The 18,230-nt window shown below is 40.4% G+C and carries 13 protein-coding genes; 10 read left to right on the forward strand and 3 right to left on the reverse strand.

What is annotated here, in order from left to right; all coding sequences use genetic code 11:
- Window positions 1-393 precede the first annotated feature (393 nt).
- The 7 genes from dnaA to M1F17_RS00035 all read left to right on the forward strand — a co-directional run bounded on the left by dnaA (window position 394) and on the right by M1F17_RS00035 (window position 11,835).
- Window positions 394-1,785 (forward strand): chromosomal replication initiator protein DnaA, encoded by a 1,392-nt coding sequence (dnaA, locus tag M1F17_RS00005; protein ID WP_004906241.1) that lies wholly within the window; start codon window positions 394-396, stop codon window positions 1,783-1,785.
- A 5-nt stretch (window positions 1,786-1,790) separates the two neighbouring features.
- Window positions 1,791-2,891 (forward strand): DNA polymerase III subunit beta, encoded by a 1,101-nt coding sequence (dnaN, locus tag M1F17_RS00010; protein WP_004906243.1) that lies wholly within the window; start codon window positions 1,791-1,793, stop codon window positions 2,889-2,891.
- A gap of 9 nt (window positions 2,892-2,900) precedes the next feature.
- Complete coding sequence (gene recF, locus M1F17_RS00015; protein WP_096863652.1) at window positions 2,901-3,995, forward strand: DNA replication/repair protein RecF; 1,095 nt, start codon at window positions 2,901-2,903, stop codon at window positions 3,993-3,995.
- A gap of 18 nt (window positions 3,996-4,013) precedes the next feature.
- Window positions 4,014-6,428, forward strand: a complete 2,415-nt coding sequence (gene gyrB / locus M1F17_RS00020; RefSeq protein ID WP_004906247.1) for a DNA topoisomerase (ATP-hydrolyzing) subunit B — start codon at window positions 4,014-4,016, stop codon at window positions 6,426-6,428.
- Window positions 6,429-6,726: 298 nt separating this feature from the next.
- Window positions 6,727-9,624, forward strand: a complete 2,898-nt coding sequence (locus tag M1F17_RS00025; protein WP_180312262.1) for an autotransporter domain-containing protein — start codon at window positions 6,727-6,729, stop codon at window positions 9,622-9,624.
- A 210-nt stretch (window positions 9,625-9,834) separates the two neighbouring features.
- Complete coding sequence (locus tag M1F17_RS00030) at window positions 9,835-11,418, forward strand: phosphoethanolamine transferase (RefSeq protein WP_110592765.1); 1,584 nt, start codon at window positions 9,835-9,837, stop codon at window positions 11,416-11,418.
- 69 nt (window positions 11,419-11,487) lie between these two features.
- On the forward strand, window positions 11,488-11,835 hold the full coding sequence (locus tag M1F17_RS00035; protein ID WP_140172680.1) for a DUF1622 domain-containing protein: 348 nt from the start codon (window positions 11,488-11,490) through the stop codon (window positions 11,833-11,835).
- A gap of 70 nt (window positions 11,836-11,905) precedes the next feature.
- Here the strand turns inward: M1F17_RS00035 and asd are convergent, their stop codons facing one another.
- The 3 genes from asd to M1F17_RS00050 all read right to left on the reverse strand — a co-directional run bounded on the left by asd (window position 11,906) and on the right by M1F17_RS00050 (window position 13,751).
- On the reverse strand, window positions 11,906-13,012 hold the full coding sequence (gene asd, locus M1F17_RS00040) for an aspartate-semialdehyde dehydrogenase (RefSeq protein ID WP_004906258.1): 1,107 nt from the start codon (window positions 13,010-13,012) through the stop codon (window positions 11,906-11,908).
- A gap of 335 nt (window positions 13,013-13,347) precedes the next feature.
- Window positions 13,348-13,488 carry a type B 50S ribosomal protein L36 gene (gene ykgO, locus M1F17_RS00045; RefSeq protein ID WP_004906260.1) on the reverse strand — a complete coding sequence of 47 codons (141 nt, stop codon included), beginning with the start codon at window positions 13,486-13,488 and terminating at the stop codon, window positions 13,348-13,350.
- 2 nt (window positions 13,489-13,490) lie between these two features.
- The gene (locus tag M1F17_RS00050) at window positions 13,491-13,751 is read right to left on the reverse strand and encodes a type B 50S ribosomal protein L31 (RefSeq protein ID WP_004906261.1); all 261 of its coding nucleotides are present in this window, start codon (window positions 13,749-13,751) and stop codon (window positions 13,491-13,493) included.
- 251 nt (window positions 13,752-14,002) lie between these two features.
- Between M1F17_RS00050 and nagK the strand changes: the two genes are divergently transcribed.
- The 3 genes from nagK (at window position 14,003) to M1F17_RS00065 (ending at window position 18,219) form a co-directional block, all read left to right on the forward strand.
- The gene (nagK, locus tag M1F17_RS00055; RefSeq protein WP_094962017.1) at window positions 14,003-14,914 is read left to right on the forward strand and encodes an N-acetylglucosamine kinase; all 912 of its coding nucleotides are present in this window, start codon (window positions 14,003-14,005) and stop codon (window positions 14,912-14,914) included.
- A 389-nt stretch (window positions 14,915-15,303) separates the two neighbouring features.
- Window positions 15,304-15,942 carry an OB-fold-containig protein gene (locus M1F17_RS00060; RefSeq protein ID WP_094961988.1) on the forward strand — a complete coding sequence of 213 codons (639 nt, stop codon included), beginning with the start codon at window positions 15,304-15,306 and terminating at the stop codon, window positions 15,940-15,942.
- Between the two features lie 75 nt (window positions 15,943-16,017).
- Entirely contained in the window at window positions 16,018-18,219 is a 2,202-nt protein-coding gene (locus M1F17_RS00065) for a hypothetical protein (protein WP_318837158.1), read from the forward strand.
- The last annotated feature ends 11 nt before the right edge of the window (window positions 18,220-18,230 follow it).

Below are 18,230 nucleotides of genomic sequence, written 5' to 3' on the forward strand. Positions count from 1 at the left end.
TCTTCAAGAGATCTAAAAATATTTTTTGATCATACAGAATATTTACCGTAAATCGTCTAAAGTTATCCCCAGCATGTGGAAAAATGACAGCAAATTAAGATAACCCGGTCTATTTCTTCTTTATAACGGGTGCCTTATCACATTTACCTGTGGATAAAAAGCATAAAAACTGTGTAAAAGAATGGAGATCTCTGACTAATTTTGCGGTATGATCGCAGGTCTATTTCTGATCTAACGATCGGCAATATGCAGTAAGTAAGAGTTAATCTAAAACATTTTTGGGTCATGCTACTACATGCTATTAAACTACATGCGATTAAAAGTAAGCCCGAGAAATTTCTTTGTTTACATCCGTACTTCTTGTTCCATTGACCTTGTTTAGGGGAGTCCAACGTGTCACTTTCGCTTTGGCAGCAATGTCTTGCCCGATTGCAGGATGAACTACCTGCCACAGAATTCAGTATGTGGATACGCCCCCTTCAAGCTGAATTAAACGACAATACACTGGCACTTTATGCCCCAAATCGTTTCGTTCTCGACTGGGTTAGAGACAAGTACATCAATAATATCAATGAATTATTGAATGACTTTTGTGGAACTGACGCGCCTGCACTACACTTTGAGGTAGGCAACAAACCGATTACAGTCGCACCGGCAGCAACACAAGCTCGTACTGCTCAACAAGTACCTGCGTTTGCCGTTCCGTCAGCCCCAATTAAACCGAGTTGGGACAACTCAGCCAAAGTACAACCAGAAGTTGCTTATCGTTCAAATGTAAACCCTAAGCACACTTTTGATAACTTTGTTGAAGGTAAATCGAACCAATTGGCTCGCGCCGCAGCGAGGCAAGTGGCAGAAAATCCAGGTGGGGCCTACAACCCATTATTTCTTTATGGTGGGACAGGTTTAGGTAAAACCCACTTATTACATGCTGTCGGCAATAGTATTATGCAGCATAAAGCCAACGCTCGCGTGGTTTATATGCATTCAGAACGTTTTGTTCAAGATATGGTCAAAGCTCTACAGAACAACGCAATTGAAGAATTTAAACGTTATTACCGTTCTGTAGATGCATTGCTTATTGACGATATCCAGTTTTTTGCTAACAAAGAGCGCTCGCAAGAAGAGTTTTTCCATACTTTTAATGCGCTACTTGAAGGTAATCAACAAATTATTTTGACCTCCGACCGTTACCCAAAAGAAATTAACGGTGTGGAAGATCGCTTAAAATCGCGTTTTGGCTGGGGTTTAACCGTGGCAATCGAGCCTCCTGAGTTAGAGACTCGCGTGGCGATTTTAATGAAAAAAGCAGATGAAAATGAGATTCAACTTCCGGGTGAAGTGGCCTTTTTCATCGCCAAGCGCCTTCGTTCGAACGTTCGTGAGTTAGAAGGGGCGTTAAATCGTGTCATTGCCAACGCAAACTTTACTGGCCGCGCGATTACTATCGATTTTGTCAGAGAAGCACTGCGTGACCTATTAGCACTACAAGAAAAACTGGTAACTATTGATAATATTCAAAAAACAGTTGCTGAATATTATAAAATTAAAGTAGCAGATTTACTGTCTAAACGCCGTTCCCGTTCTGTCGCACGTCCGCGTCAAATGGCAATGGCACTGGCGAAAGAGCTGACTAACCATAGTTTACCTGAAATCGGGGATGCCTTTGGCGGCCGTGACCATACCACGGTGTTACATGCTTGTCGTAAAATTGAACAATTACGGGAAGAAAGCCATGACATCAAAGAAGATTTTTCTAATTTAATCAGAACATTATCATCTTAATTGCTATGAAATTTACAATAGAACGCGAGCAGTTATTAAAACCGTTACAACAGGTTAGTGGTCCTTTAGGTGGGCGTCCAACTCTGCCTATTTTAGGTAACCTTTTATTACAGGTAAAAGAAGGTACCCTCCAACTCACTGGAACCGACCTTGAAATGGAGATGATGGCCAATGTTGCCCTAACTGGGGAACATGAAATTGGCGCAACAACCGTGCCCGCACGCAAGTTTTTTGATATCTGGCGTGGGTTACCTGAAGGTTCTGAAATTCATGTAGAGCTGAATGATGACAGACTGCTCGTCCGTTCTGGGCGTAGCCGCTTTTCATTATCCACGTTGCCAGCCGCTGACTTTCCAAACTTGGATGACTGGCAAAGCGAAGTGGAATTTTCTCTTCCGCAATCAATACTGAAACGTTTAATTGAAGCCACTCAGTTTTCAATGGCGCACCAAGATGTCCGCTATTACCTCAACGGCATGCTATTTGAAACCGAAGATCAAATGCTCAGAACCGTTTCAACCGATGGGCACAGGCTCGCCGTGTGCGCGATGGATATTGGTCAATCGCTACCCTCTCATTCAGTGATAGTGCCTCGTAAAGGGGTAATTGAGTTAATGCGTTTGTTAGATGGCGGTGATACTCCTCTACAGCTGCAAATCGGCAGTAATAATATTCGCGCTCACGTGGGGGACTTTATCTTTACCTCTAAATTGGTTGATGGCCGTTTTCCTGATTACCGCCGAGTACTACCGAAAAACCCAGATAAAACCTTAGAAGCACGCTGTGATTTACTTAAACAAGCATTTTCGCGTGCGGCTATTTTATCAAATGAAAAATTCCGTGGTGTCCGTCTATATTTCAGTGAAAACCAATTACGCATCACTGCCAATAACCCAGAGCAAGAAGAAGCTGAAGAAATTGTTGATGTAAGCTACCAAGGTACTGAAATGGAAATTGGCTTTAACGTCAGCTACATCTTAGATGTCTTAAATGCGCTAAAAAGTGAAAATGTGCAACTTCTGTTAACCGACGCCGTTTCCAGTGTGCAGATTGAAGACGCTGATAGTAAAGCAGCCGTGTATGTTGTCATGCCAATGCGCTTGTAATCGGTATTTATGATCCTTTCGCGTTTATTGATCCGTGATTTTCGAAATATTGAAAACGCGGATCTCTCCCTTGCTAATGGGTTCAATTTTTTAATTGGCCCCAATGGGAGCGGAAAAACTAGCATATTGGAAGCCATATATACACTCGGTCATGGTCGTGCATTTCGCAGCATTCAAGCGAACCGGGTTATTCGTCATGAGCAAGAACAATTCATTCTTCATGGTAAACTTAGCCATTTAGATGAACAGCGAAAAGACCTTTCATTAGGTTTAAGCAAAAACCGTGATGGTGACAGTAAAGTTCGAATAGACGGTACTGATGGCCATAAAATTGCAGAACTAGCAAAATTATTGCCAATGCAATTGATTACCCCAGAAGGGTTTACCTTGCTAAACGGTGGCCCTAAATATCGACGGGCTTTTATTGATTGGGGTTGTTTTCACAATGACCCACTGTTTTTTTCAGTATGGTCAGATTTAAAACGGTTATTAAAGCAACGTAATGCCGCTTTACGACAAGTTACCCGTTATGAGCAAATTCGTCATTGGGATAAACAACTGGCACCGCTTTCTGAGCAAATAAGCCAATGGCGCCATGACTATATTGCAGGTATTGCCGAAAATATTGAGCAAACTTGCCAACAATTTTTACCCGAATTTTCACTCTCGGTATCCTTCCAACGTGGTTGGGATAAAGAAATTGATTATTCAGAACAATTAGAGCGCCAATTTGAGCGTGATAGAGCGCTAACCTATACCGCTTCAGGGCCACATAAAGCGGATTTGCGTATACGAGCAAATGGAACCCCTGTTGAAGATATGCTTTCGCGGGGGCAATTGAAGCTACTTATGTGTGCATTAAGGTTAGCGCAGGGTGAATTTTTCACCCATCAGAGCGGGCAACGATGCCTGTATCTACTGGATGATTTTGCTTCTGAACTTGATGCAGGCCGTCGCCAATTGCTGGCAGCCCGCCTCAAAGCTACACAAGCGCAAGTGTTTGTCAGTGCCATTACACCTGAGCAAGTTAATGATATGATAGATGCAAATAGCAAGATGTTTAGTGTAGAACATGGCAAAATAGAAGTTCAACCTCAGGAATAGAAAGAGCAGGAAACGTTGATGTCGAATACATATGACTCCTCAAGTATCAAGGTATTAAAAGGACTGGATGCGGTGCGTAAGCGCCCGGGCATGTATATCGGTGATACAGACGATGGAACAGGTCTTCATCACATGGTTTTCGAGGTTGTCGACAACGCTATCGACGAAGCCCTCGCAGGCTTTTGTGATGATATCGTGATCACTATCCATGCCGATAACTCTATCTCCGTACAGGATGATGGACGTGGTATCCCTACAGGTATCCACGAAGAAGAAGGCGTCTCAGCCGCAGAGGTTATCATGACCGTTCTGCACGCTGGCGGAAAATTTGATGACAACTCCTATAAAGTCTCCGGCGGTTTGCACGGTGTTGGGGTTTCCGTTGTTAACGCCTTATCTGAAAAATTAGAATTAGTTATCCGCCGTGATGGCAAAGTTCATGAGCAAATCTACAAACACGGTGAGCCTCAAGGGCCTCTGACTGTAGTCGGCGAAACCGACCAAACAGGAACACGCGTTCGTTTTTGGCCAAGCATGGACACCTTCAAAGGTGTGACTGAATTTGAATACGACGTCTTAGCAAAACGCTTACGTGAGTTATCATTCCTAAACTCAGGTGTTTCTATTAAGCTCGTCGATAAACGCGATGGCAAAGAAGACCATTTCCATTATGAAGGCGGTATTAAAGCCTTTGTTGAGTATTTAAGCCGTAACAAAACCCCTATCCACCCTTCTGTCTTTTATTTTTCAACTGAAAAAGACGGTATTGGCGTCGAAGTTTCAATGCAGTGGAATGATGGTTTCCAAGAAAACGTATACTGCTTCACCAATAACATTCCTCAGCGTGATGGGGGAACTCACCTCGCTGGTTTCCGTGCAGCAATGACGCGTACATTGAATAACTACATGGAAAAAGAAGGCTACCAGAAGAAAAGCAAAGTCAACGCAACTGGTGACGATGCACGTGAAGGCCTGATTGCCGTTATTTCAGTGAAAGTTCCAGACCCTAAATTCTCATCACAAACCAAAGAAAAATTAGTCTCTTCCGAAGTGAAAACTGCGGTTGAAACGATGATGAATGAGAAATTAGTTGAGTATTTACTGGAAAACCCAAACGACGCGAAAATCGTTGTGGGTAAAATCATCGATGCAGCACGCGCACGTGAAGCAGCACGTAAAGCCCGCGAAATGACTCGCCGTAAAGGCGCGTTAGACTTAGCTGGCTTGCCAGGTAAACTGGCTGACTGCCAAGAACGTGACCCTGCGCTATCTGAACTGTACCTTGTGGAAGGGGACTCCGCGGGCGGCTCTGCAAAACAAGGCCGTAACCGTAAGAACCAAGCCATTTTGCCACTGAAAGGTAAAATTCTAAACGTAGAGAAAGCGCGTTTCGATAAAATGCTTTCTTCACAAGAAGTTGCAACCCTGATTACGGCATTAGGTTGTGGTATTGGTCGCGATGAATATAACCCAGACAAACTGCGTTATCACAGCATCATTATCATGACGGATGCGGACGTCGATGGTTCGCACATTCGTACGTTACTGTTGACCTTCTTCTACCGCCAAATGCCTGAAATTGTTGAACGTGGTCATATCTTTATCGCTCAACCACCTCTGTATAAAGTGAAACGTGGTAAACAAGAGCAATACATTAAAGATGACGATGCGATGGACGATTACCTGATTTCTATCGCCCTTGATGGTGCTGAACTGCATTTAAGTGCCGAAGCTCCAGCAATGAAAGGCGAAGAACTGGAAAAACTGGTTGTCGAATATAATGCCGCACACCGTATTATTCGTCGTCTTGAGCGCCTTTACCCTCAAGCCCTACTTAACAGCTTGGTTTATCAGTCAACCTTGACTGAAGATGATTTAAAAGTCAGCGAAAAAGTGGAAGAATGGGCTAAAACTCTGGTTAAGCGCTTAGAAGATAACGAGCAATTCGGTAGCACATATAGTTATACCATTAACGAAAACCGTGAACGTCAATTATTCGAACCAACTATTCGTATTCGCACCCATGGTGTTGATACCGACTATAATCTCGATTTTGATTTTGTTCATGGCAGTGAATACCGCCGTATCACTCATTTAGGTGACTTAATCAGTGGCTTAATTGAAGAAGGTGCTTACATCAAGCGTGGTGAACGCCGTCAAGATATCAGTAACTTCGAAGAAGCTTTGGCTTGGTTAACACGTGAGTCACGTCGCGGCCTATACGTACAGCGTTATAAAGGTCTTGGTGAAATGAACCCTGAGCAACTTTGGGAAACTACCATGAACCCTGAGACGCGCCGTATGATGCGTGTAACGGTGAAAGATGCAATTGCAACCGACTTACTATTCACCACATTAATGGGTGATGCTGTTGAGCCGCGCCGTGCATTTATCGAAGAGAATGCATTAAAAGCAGCAAATATTGATATTTAACTATTCTGCTAATTAAACGTTATTCAATAACCCCAAACGAAAGTTTGGGGTTATTTTTTATGATTTTTTTTATAGCTATTATTTTATTTTTACCATTTAATCAAACCAATAATAAAATAATAGAAAAACAAAACCAATCAATAAAAAGCCTCTTCGTAAAAAACAAAACAATTAAAAATAAAACTTATCACTTTAATTAATAACGTTTTTTTATTTTTAAAACTGTCATAAAAGATAAATATATTATAAATAAACTCCGCCAAATGAAATTTTTACCAATAGCATCGGCGGAGTTATAATGAGAAAAATTTTTATTTCAGCATCAATGACCTTATTGCCATTCATATTCACCAATACTCTAACAGCAAAAACGAATCTTTTAGAATTAGAGAAAAATATTATCGATACAAGAAATGCATGGCTTGAAGATATAAAGCACAATATTATTAATGATACACCTAAAGAAGGTAGCGAAGTTGCTGAGCGAGATAGGCTGATTAGCAACGAATACATCAGTATTACAGGTGAAAGGAAAAATTTAGCACTCGCGGATAAATCCCAAAACTCAGGTTATTTGTTTAATAGTTATCAAACCATCCTGTTTGGCGAACATGATATTAACCTAAGAAACCATAGCCAATACAAAGAAATCAATTTATTACATGACACAAGTACTCGTGCTTATGATAAAAAAAAGCAGCGTACTCGGTCAGTCGATTTTATTCTTAAAGACCATTTTAAACGCGGTCGCCCTTATCAAGTGCTGAATGATGAAGGCCATTATATTGCGGGCTACTCACAAATACAGGGCTCATCTTACCCTAGTGGCCATACGTGGAATGGTTTTAAACAAGCTGCCGTATTAGCGATGATTTTCCCTGAAAAAGGCAGTGAAACGTTCAACCGAGCGATTGAATACGGTGAAAGCCGCGTGATTGTTGGCGCACACTTCGCCACCGATACCATCGCTTCCCGTGTAGGTAATTATTATTTATTATCACAGCTACTATCCGATGAAAAAAACACCAAATTCATTGTTGAATCGGCAAAAAATATTCGTAATGACATTTCATCATCATGTTCAAATAACATACAAAATTGCCTAACCGTTTCTTCCCCTATTACCAATGACCACATTGGTTATTATGGAAAAAAAGAAATACAAGATACACCAATGATCGCCCCTAAAAATATCCCTAAAACGGCGGGTTATTTACTTCGATTACGTTTCCCTTACTTGAATAATGCACAATGGAATAATATTTTAGCCAGCACGGCATATCCAAGCCAGTCAATTGCGGGTTGGAATATCAAAGAAAATGATCCGAACTCTTATTGGGGATTAATTAACCTACCTACGGCTTATCATGGCCCCGCTTATTTATATGAAAACTTTATCGTCAACCAAAACACTAATGACTTTGATATTGCTAATTTTGGAAAGTTAGATGAATGGACAAACAATATACAAGGCACAGGAAAGTTAACGAAACAGGGCCAAGGAACATTAGTATTATCTGGTAACAATACCTTCGCAGGCTTTACAGTAAACCAAGGCCATTTAGTCTTAACGGGTGAAAATAAATACTCGCAAAAATCCCATATTAATGGCGGAACCGTCACCCTGAAAAAAACCTTAAACTCTTCATTAGATATCAATAAAGGCGCGCTGGTCCTAGATAACGGCAAAATCGGAGCTTCCGTCAATATTAACCACCACGGTTTACTAACGGGCAATGGAAGCATTCATCAATTAACCGCCAACCAAGGCGCTGTTGTTGCACCAGGCCATTCAGTTGGCACAATTAATATTGTTGATTCCGTGAGTTTTGCACCAGATAGCCATTATTTGGTTGAAATCAATCCAGCAGGTAAAAACGATAAGATCATCAGCCAAGGCTCAGCTTCATTAAAGGGCGGGACCGTCAGTGTCACTCTTGAAAATCAAAATAGCCCGCTTTCTAAGCAAGATATCAACCAACTATTTGATACACAATATACGATATTAACTGCTCAAAAAGGGATTGATGGCCAATTTGATGCCGTTGTACCTAATTACCAGTTTATTGGAACGACGCTAAATTACTCCCCCAAAGAAGTCACACTTAAAATAGGGCGTAATAACACGGCATTTTCCAGCACGGCAGCAACACAAAACCAAATCGCAGTGGCTGAAGCCATTGAAACACTTCCTACGCACCATGCGCTTTATGAACAAACGTTGAAAAGCCAAACAAAACAACAAGCTCAAACGATATTTAGCAATGTCACAGGCCAAATATACGCTGACGTATTATCCAATCAAATAAATAATAGCCGTCAGATTAAAGAAACACTACTTGAGCAAGCTCGCTTATCTGAATCATGGGGTAGCGAAAACAAAAGCAATGTGTGGGTCAAAATGCTCTATGATTGGGATAAAACGACCGACGATAACAATGCCACTGGGTATAAATCATCAAATTATGGTTTATTGCTTGGGGCAAATCGACGTTTTATTAATGAAAAAATGACATTAGGTATCGCCGCAGGTTTTAGCCAAAGTGACTTATCTAACCACTTTGACCACGCTAACAGTAATAACTACCATGCCGCCATTTATGGTAGCGCTTTATGGCAACCTATCGCGGTTCGTGCAGGGCTCGGTCACACTTCACATCTCATTCATACCGAACGCTCAATCAGTGATGGTACAAGTCACTCATCGAGCTATTATACCAATACACATCAAGCATTTATGGAGCTGGCCTATCCAATTAACTCAAAAGGGATAAATATTGAGCCATTTACCAATCTCACTTATATCAGCGCAATGAATCATGCTATTAATGAGAACATCAACAGCACATCACTACAGGCACGTAAACAGCGCATCAATACGGTGTTATCAACCCTTGGGCTACGCCTTGATAACCAATGGAAATTGAGTAAAACATCAAATATAGGTTTACACGGTGAGCTTAACTGGCAATGTCAATATGGGAATTTAAATAGAGGAATAAAATTGAATTTTACCGATACCGCGAGCTCATTTACAACACATAGTGTTCCTGCATCACGCCATGGTGTCGCATTAAAAGTCGGTACCGATATCAATATAAAAGAAAATACTAAGCTATCAATTAATTATAATAAATTTTTATCAAAAAATTATCACGATAACAATATTGATGCCAAAATTGCGGTAACTTTCTAACTCAATACTTTACCTCCCCTCGCAACTTGTGGGGGGCAGGTCATGACTAAACATCACGAGATTTTACAGTTTTTTACGCCACTATTTTGATTATCTTATCTTTTTTTATGTTATAAACAAACAACGCCCTAAGTTAATTAGATGTTAATTAACTATTTTTTAATTGTCTCTATAACCTCAGGTAAGGTCAAAAATACGTAAAATAACACTATGATACGCCAACTTATTATTTCAATTTATGCATTATTGATATCTATCACCCCTGTATTTTTCAGTGGAGATGCCAGCATTATGGCTGACATTGCCATCGTCATTTCAGGAGCGCTGATAATACTGTTATGTGCCGGTATTTATCGCTTTTTGCTTGGCAAAATTTTCACGGTGTTTGTTTCACTCCTGTGGGCTCTCAATTTATCTGTTTCATTCTTCTTTTATCAAAAACACGATATCCGCTTTTCTTCTTCGATTGCAGAAACTTTTATCAATACCAATAGCAGTGAAACCGTAGGAATGCTTTCCTATAACATTGGTTATGTTATTTTTTATTTATTTGTTTTTTCTGCTTATTTAGCATGTATTCATCAATGTGCAAAATACATGAATCGTCGTATAACAACGACAAGTATGGCTCTACTTTGTGGCTATCTATTAGCTATTCCAACCTATTACGCCTCATTACTAAGCAAGCCTGATAGCGCGTTATTGATCACAGAAAAATACTTCTTAAATACCCCTTTCTACAATGCGGCGGCTTTAGTCAAAAATTTGTATGAAAACCGGGGCATAAAAAAAATATCATCACAAAAGGTCGCATTTAACTACCAGAAAAAAGCGTCTGAAACTGAAATCTATGTGCTTGTCATTGGTGAGTCATTGCGCCGTGATCATATGGGTTTTTACGGCTATCAGTATGATACAACGCCTAACTTAAATAAGCGCAAATCACAAATATTGGCGTTTCAACAAGCTTATTCCCCTGCACCTGTGACTATCTTGTCAGTCCCTATTTCACTATCTAATATTCGCTTTGAGCAAATGCAGGATAAATCACACTATTCGGACAATATCATTTCATTAGCCAATCATGCGGGCTTTAAAACCTATTGGGTCAGCAACCAGGGAAAAACCAATAAACGTACCAGTATCATTTCTGCTATTGCTTCTATGTCACAAAAGAAAACGTGGAACGAATTTGTCGGCTACGATGAAGAGCTGCAAGATGACTTCAATAACGCGATCAATGACCCTACTGATAAGAAAAAACTCATTGTGTTACATACTTATGGCAGCCATGAACCTGCCTGTAACCGCTTTCCTGAAGATGAGCTAAAAACATTTAGTGGCCAAGACGATGACGATTGCTATGACAGTTCAATTGCTTATACCGATAAATTTATCGAAAGCCTAATGCAACAACTCGAAGGGAAACCTGCGACTTTGATGTACTATTCAGACCACGCATTACAACGCCTAGACAGCGATAACAATATTCACTACCACCATGGCGTTAACAACCCAAGAAAAGAAGCCTATGAAATCCCCTTGCTGATTTGGTACAGTCAAAGCGCCAGTAAACCAAGTATCAGCCCAGAAAATTTACAGTCTCCCTATTCTACTGCGAATAATTATTGGCTAATCAGTGATTGGCTTAATATACAACAAGGTTCACAGCAAGCTTGCTTATCACCTTTACGTGAATGTTATCAACCCAATAAAAATATTCAGGTAATCGATGGCAATCGAAATATTTTATCCATTAGCCAATTACCTTCTGAGACGATAGATCCACAATAAAACTCGATATTTTGCGAATATTTGCCCATAGTTAACAAATATGAATCCTGCTTACCTATCGAGGTTTTAATGTTCGATTTAGTTTTTTTACGTGAATTACTGGTGTCTAGTGTTCACGTACTCCAGTTACTTTTAGAAGCAATTTCAGTCATCTGCGTGGTGATTGGGTTAATCAAGACCCTAATCGTGTGGATGAAAACCCAAAAAGCACGTACCGCTCGCTATTGTTTTGGTGATTGGTTAGCGACTGCATTGGAGTTCCAACTCGCTGCGGATATTTTAGCAACGACCGTCGACCCTGATTTAGATAGCCTCATCAAATTAGGTATTATTGCCGTGATCCGAACATTCTTGAACTACTTCTTGGCAAAAGAGTTAGAACACCAGCCACCGCAGAATGAACCTGATCGTCAGTAATTTAGGTACAAAAAAACCTGCATATTGAATTATGCAGGTTTATCGAATATGACTTATCGCTGTGCCGCGCTTATAATAAAATTCTTAGCATGCGGCGAAGAGGCTCAGCAGCTCCCCACAATAATTGGTCACCAACCGTAAAGGCAGATAAGTATTCAGGGCCCATATTCAGTTTACGCAAGCGACCAACAGGGGTGCTAAGCGTACCAGTGACTGCCGCTGGAGTTAACTCACGCATAGTGATTTCGCGGTCATTAGGAACCACTTTCACCCAATCATTATGTGATGCAAGCAATTGCTCAACTTCATTCAACGGAACATCTTTTTTCAGCTTCAATGTGAAAGCTTGGCTATGACAGCGCAGCGCACCAATACGTACACATAAACCATCAACTGGAATAATGTTATTACCTGTTGCAAGAATTTTGTTCGTTTCCGCTTGGCCTTTCCATTCTTCACGGCTTTGACCGTTTTCTAATGCTTTATCAATCCATGGGATCAGGCTGCCCGCTAATGGTACACCGAACGCATCCGTTGGCATTGTGCCACTACGAGTGAAATCTGTGACTTTTTTCTCAATATCTAAAATAGCAGAAGCTGGGTCTTGGAGTTCTTTAGCGACCTGAGTATGTAAAGACCCCATTTGTGCCAGAAGCTCACGCATATTACGAGCCCCTGCCCCTGATGCCGCTTGATAAGTTGCAACAGATGCCCATTCCACTAAATTATTAGTGAACAACCCACCTAAAGACATCAACATCAGGCTTACCGTACAGTTACCACCAACAAAGGTCTTAATGCCTTTATTTAACCCATCTTGGATATGTTGGTTATTCACTGGGTCAAGAATAATGATCGCGTCATCTTTCATACGTAATGAAGACGCCGCATCAATCCAGTAACCATTCCAACCAGACTCACGAAGTTTAGGATAAACTTCATTAGTGTAATCACCACCTTGGCAGCTAATAATAATATCCAGCGCTTTTAATGCATCAATATCAAAGGCATCCTGTAAAACACCACGATGACCACCGTAAACAGGTGCTTCGGCACCATGTTGTGATGTGGTAAAGAAAACAGGATGAATCGCATCAAAATCACGTTCTTCTACCATTCTCTGCATCAATACTGAGCCGACCATTCCTCGCCAGCCAACAAACCCTACATTTTTCATTTTTACTCACCCTGTTCGTTTAAATTTTTACCAAGAAATTTCTAGTTTCGACTCCACAAAGTAAATACCGTCATTGTTATCATTCATTCAGTATTCACAAAAATTGAAGCTAGAAATTTTTCGGATGTATTAAACCTGACAAAATATGCATCTATGTGCAAGTGAATTTCATCACTAATAATAAGAAGATTAGTAATCATGCTAATAATCGAGGGAATCAGTGGACAAAAAAACAAATAAAAAAAGCCACGGCAGAGAGCAATAATCTGCAATGGCTAAGCAAATAGAATATAAAGCGATACAGGAAATTTTATAATTATATTTAAATTCAATAGTTAACGTTTTTTCTTACAGCCTTGAACCGCTTTAAAGCGCGGGTTTGTTTTACAAATGACATACACCCGCCCACGACGGCGAACAATTTGGCAATCTGGATGACGGGTTTTTGCCGTTTTTAATGAACTCAGTACTTTCATCTTTATTTACCCTCTGACTGTAAAAAACGACCAAAGCGTTTCTGGAACTGTGCCGTTTTACCTTCCTGAGAAATCATTTTCTGTTTACCGGTATAAAACGGATGTGACTGAGAAGAGACATCAAGCGTGACATATGGAAATATTTCACCCTCATACTCGATTGTTTTTTCAGTTTTTATTGTTGAACCTACTTTAAAATAGGCGTCTGCACTTGTGTCATGGAAAACCACGGTGCGGTATTGTGGATGGATCCCCTGTTTCATAATAACCACCTAGATGTAATGTTATAATATAACAATAACGCATTTAAAATAGTGGTGCAATTATTTTTTATTCAAAAAGGTTCAAAAAGGCTAAAAGTTAAGAAAAGGTGCCATATACAAAATAAAAACCAAAACAGTAATTTATCCTCTGATGAACTTTTGTATAATTAGATCAGTAGATTCCATCATTTATTATTTATCAAATAGATACGTTATCTTTTTAATAAATAAACCATTAGGGGAAGATGAAAATGTATTACGGCTTTGACATGGGCGGGACAAAAATTGAGCTTGCCGTCTTTGACAACGAATTAAATCAGGTCTGGCAAAAGCGTGTTCCTACCCCCAAAGATGACTACCAAACGCTCTTAAATACGTTTCTCGAACTCACACTCGAAGCAGATGAAAAATTTAATTGCCAAGGAAAAGTTGGTGTTGGCGTCCCCGGTATCGTAAACCATGCTGAAGGAACCGTATTTACAACCAATGTCCCTACTGCACAATACAAACCTTTAATTCATGATCTTGCTAATATATTACAACGCCCAGTAAAAGTGGAAAATGATGCAAATTGCTTTGCATTATCAGAAGCTTGGGACCCTGATTTCAAACGCTACCCTACCGTCCTTGGTTTAATTTTAGGGACTGGTGTGGGCGGTGGGTTTATTATAAATGGCAAAGTTTTATCCGGTAAAAATGGAATCGCTGGAGAAATTGGCCATATGAACCTCAGCGTTCGTGGAGCCAAGCTGTTAGGGGAAAAAGTTCCTGAAATAACTTGCGGCTGTGGCCAAACTGCTTGTTTTGAAACCTACCTATCAGGCCCAGGCTTTGAGCGTATTTATTCCTCATTCACCAATGAAAAACGTTCCGCTATCGAAATTATCGAACAATATAAACAAGGTGATATTCAAGCAAAAGAACATGTTAACCGCTATATGTCATTACTTGCGATGTTTATGGGGCAAATTGTCACTGTTTTTGACCCCGATTTAGTGGTTATTGGCGGAGGTTTGTCACAGTTTGAAGAAATCTATAAACAACTACCAGAAGTGCTTCCACAATACCTTTATGGCATCGCAACACTACCTGCAATTGAAAAAGCACGTTATGGTGACTCTGGAGGTGCACGAGGTGCGGCATTCCTGAACTTGATAGACTAATCTTACTTTTTTGCGCTTCATAGATGCTTTAAACAGTGAAGCGCAAATTTATCACCTTAATCAACTCTATTCTCCCCATTTTGTACTTTAAACCCCCATTCTTTGTTTGAGAATGATTATCATCAACTTAACGATTAATGGTAAAATTCTCTCCTATCAATGCCCTGTTATTATCAATAAGACTTTAGGAATAACTTCACCAAATAAAACTGGATAAACAACCAGTATTATAAGAAACTCCCAAAAAATAAAAGTGCTTATAGACTAGTCTGATACTGCTATTAATTAAAAAATATATTATTAAGTTAAATTATTTTATGGTGATAAATTAAACAAACGTTACTTTTCACGTAAACTCAATAATGTATTAATAATAAAGAGAAAACCCTATGAGTTTGTTTTTCCATAACAGTTTGATGTTCCCAACAATTATCTTTAGTGGTTTGCTAATCATTGTTTTATTTTATTGGTTATGTGCCGCTTTTGGTTTATTGGATATCGACGTATTTAATATTGATACCGAATTTGATGCCGGTATTGATGCAACCGGTTTTGCTGGCTGGTTAACTAAGCTTGGCTTAGCAGGGATCCCTGTCACCATTATTGTCACGTTATTTACTCTTTTTGGCTGGATAATCAGTTATTTCAGCGTACATATCTTTATTCGCTTCATTGATACTGACTTATTACGCTATCTCGTCAGCTTCGCCGTTTTTGCGATCACCCTATTTATCTCTCTTCATTTAACTGCTTTGTGCTTAAAACCTGTGCGCAAAAAACTAATAAGCCTCAATAAACCAAAAACAGTACAACAGCTTATTGGTAAATACGCCACCGTGCGGTCAGGAGCGGTAACTGAACAAAATGGCGAGGCACTATTAGAAGATGGTGGAGCGGGGTTAATTCTACAAATACGCGCCCCATCCTCAGAACAGTTAAAACGCGGTGATCGTGTTGTCATCATTAGCTATGACGCAGCATCGCACAGTTATCAAGTTGTCAGTGAAAATGAATTTCGCCACGGATAACTTCTCTTTTTAAAAATAAATATCTTGCTTGCATAATCGAAATGACGTCATCGTCAGAACCAATGGAGAATCAATATGGACTTGGCTGCACTAATGCCCTTTTTAACAATTATCGGGGGGATCATCCTAGTTATTTTAGGGTTCTTTGGGTTATTCAAAGCCTTCTATATCAAAGTCCCACAAGGTACTGCTTTGATTGTCAATGACATGTCATCACAGCCTAAAGTGCATTTTACAGGGGCATTAGTTTACCCTGTCATCTACAAAAAAGAATTCATGCGTATTTCTTTGCTAACACTTGAAGTTGATCGCCGCGGTAAAGATGGCTTGATTTGTCATGATAACTTACGTGCTGATATCACCGTTGCTTTCTATTTGCGAGTGAATGAAACGACGGAAGACGTGCTGAAAGTTGCAAAAGCTATCGGTGTTGACCGTGCATCAGACCATCAAGCGGTCAGCACGTTATTCAGTGCAAAATTCTCTGAAGCTTTAAAAACAGTAGGTAAGCAACTGGATTTAGCCACTTTATTTGAAAACCGACAAGACTTCCGTGACCGCATTGTTGATGTGATAGGAAAGGACCTTAACGGCTACGCCCTTGAAGATGTGGCGATTGATTATCTAGAACAAACACCTAAATCAGCCTTAGACCCAAATAATATCTTTGACTCCGAAGGTATTCGTAAAATTACTGAAATCACCGCAATTCACAATATTGAGACCAACCAAAAAGAGCGTGACCAAGAGCTCGCAATTCAAAAGAAAAACGTTGAAACCCGCGAAGCAAGTTTAGCTTTAGAGCGCCAACAAGCCGATGCCGAAGCTCGCCAAAAACGTGAAATTGATAATATTCGTGCCCGTGAACAAGCTGAAACTTTACGTGTTCAAGAAGAAGAACGCCTTAAAGCAGAGCAAGCGCGTATTCAAACCCAGCAAGAAATTGAAATCCGTGAAGAAAACCGCATGCGTGAAGTTGAAGTCGCTCAACAAAACCGTACTCGTGCTGTAGCTATCGAAGAAGAGCGAGTGAGCCGCGCACGTGAGCTTGAAATTGTTGCCCGTGAAAGAGAAGTTGAATTACAGCGCATAGAAAAAGAAAAAGCACTCGAAGAAGAACGCAAAAATATCTCCAATGTTATACGTGAACGTGTAGTAGTTGAAAAAACCGTGGCACAGGAAGAGGAACGAATCAAAGAAGTTCGTGAAGTCTCTGAAGCTGAACGTATGCGCCAAGTCACAGTGATTAATGCACAAGCAGAAGCGGAAGAATCGTTAGTTCGCCAAGTGAAAAAAGCCGAAGCCGATGAAGCCAGTGCTAAGCACCGTGCAGAAGAAATAAGCACCATGGCACAAGCAGAATTAGAAGCATCAGCAAAACAAGCTGAAGCCAAAAAACGCTTAGCTGAAGGGGTTGAAGCCGAACATGCGGCATTAGGTTTAGCAGAAGCTCGAGTTCGCCAAGCAACCGCAGAGGCAGAAGAAAAAGAAGGTCTTGTTCTTGCCAACATTACAGCTGAGAAATTGTTAGCGGAAGCACGTGGGCTGAAAGAAAAAGGCTTAACAGAAGCTCAGGTAATGGAAGCCAAAGCCAAAGCAGAACAACAACAAGGATTTGCTGAAGCGAAAATCCTTGAAGAGAAATTAGCCGCTCAAGCTCGTGGTGAAGAACAACAAGCCAATGCCAAAGAAAAACTAGGCTTGGCTGATGCGAAAGTACTGGAAGAAAAACTGGCAGCACAAGCTCGAGGAGAAGGCCAATTAGGTTCAGCACAAGCAGAAGTTATCCGCCAACGCTTGAAAGCTGAAGCCGATGGTTTAACTGACAAATTTAAATCTATGGATCATCTCAGCGATACCGCTCGCTCTCATGAAGAGTTTCGTATGCGCCTTGAGAAAGAATTTGAACAAGCCATGGCATCTATCGACGCCAATAAAGAAATTGCCCGGGAGCAAGCTGATGTATTGGCTGCAGCGCTTAGCAAAACCAATATTGAAATTGTGGGCGGTGATGGCAGCTTCTTCAACACCTTCTCTAAAGCACTAAGCCTCGGAAAAGCCGTTGATGGTTTTATGGATAAAAGCAGTTTCGCAAAAGAAAATGTTGAAAAACTCATTAATCGTAGCAAAGAAGACAAAAAAGTTGATATTGCCGCATTATTGAAAAACCCCGAAGTTCAAGATCTTATAAACGGTTTTATGGCAGCTAAAGGGGCTAATCAGCCAGCAAAAACGGTTATATCAAAACCGATTCCACCAACAGATGACCAACTGTAAACCTTTAGCAC

It is taken from the genome of Providencia sp. PROV073 (assembly GCF_033688125.1).
Classification (GTDB): Bacteria; Pseudomonadota; Gammaproteobacteria; order Enterobacterales; family Enterobacteriaceae; genus Providencia; species Providencia hangzhouensis.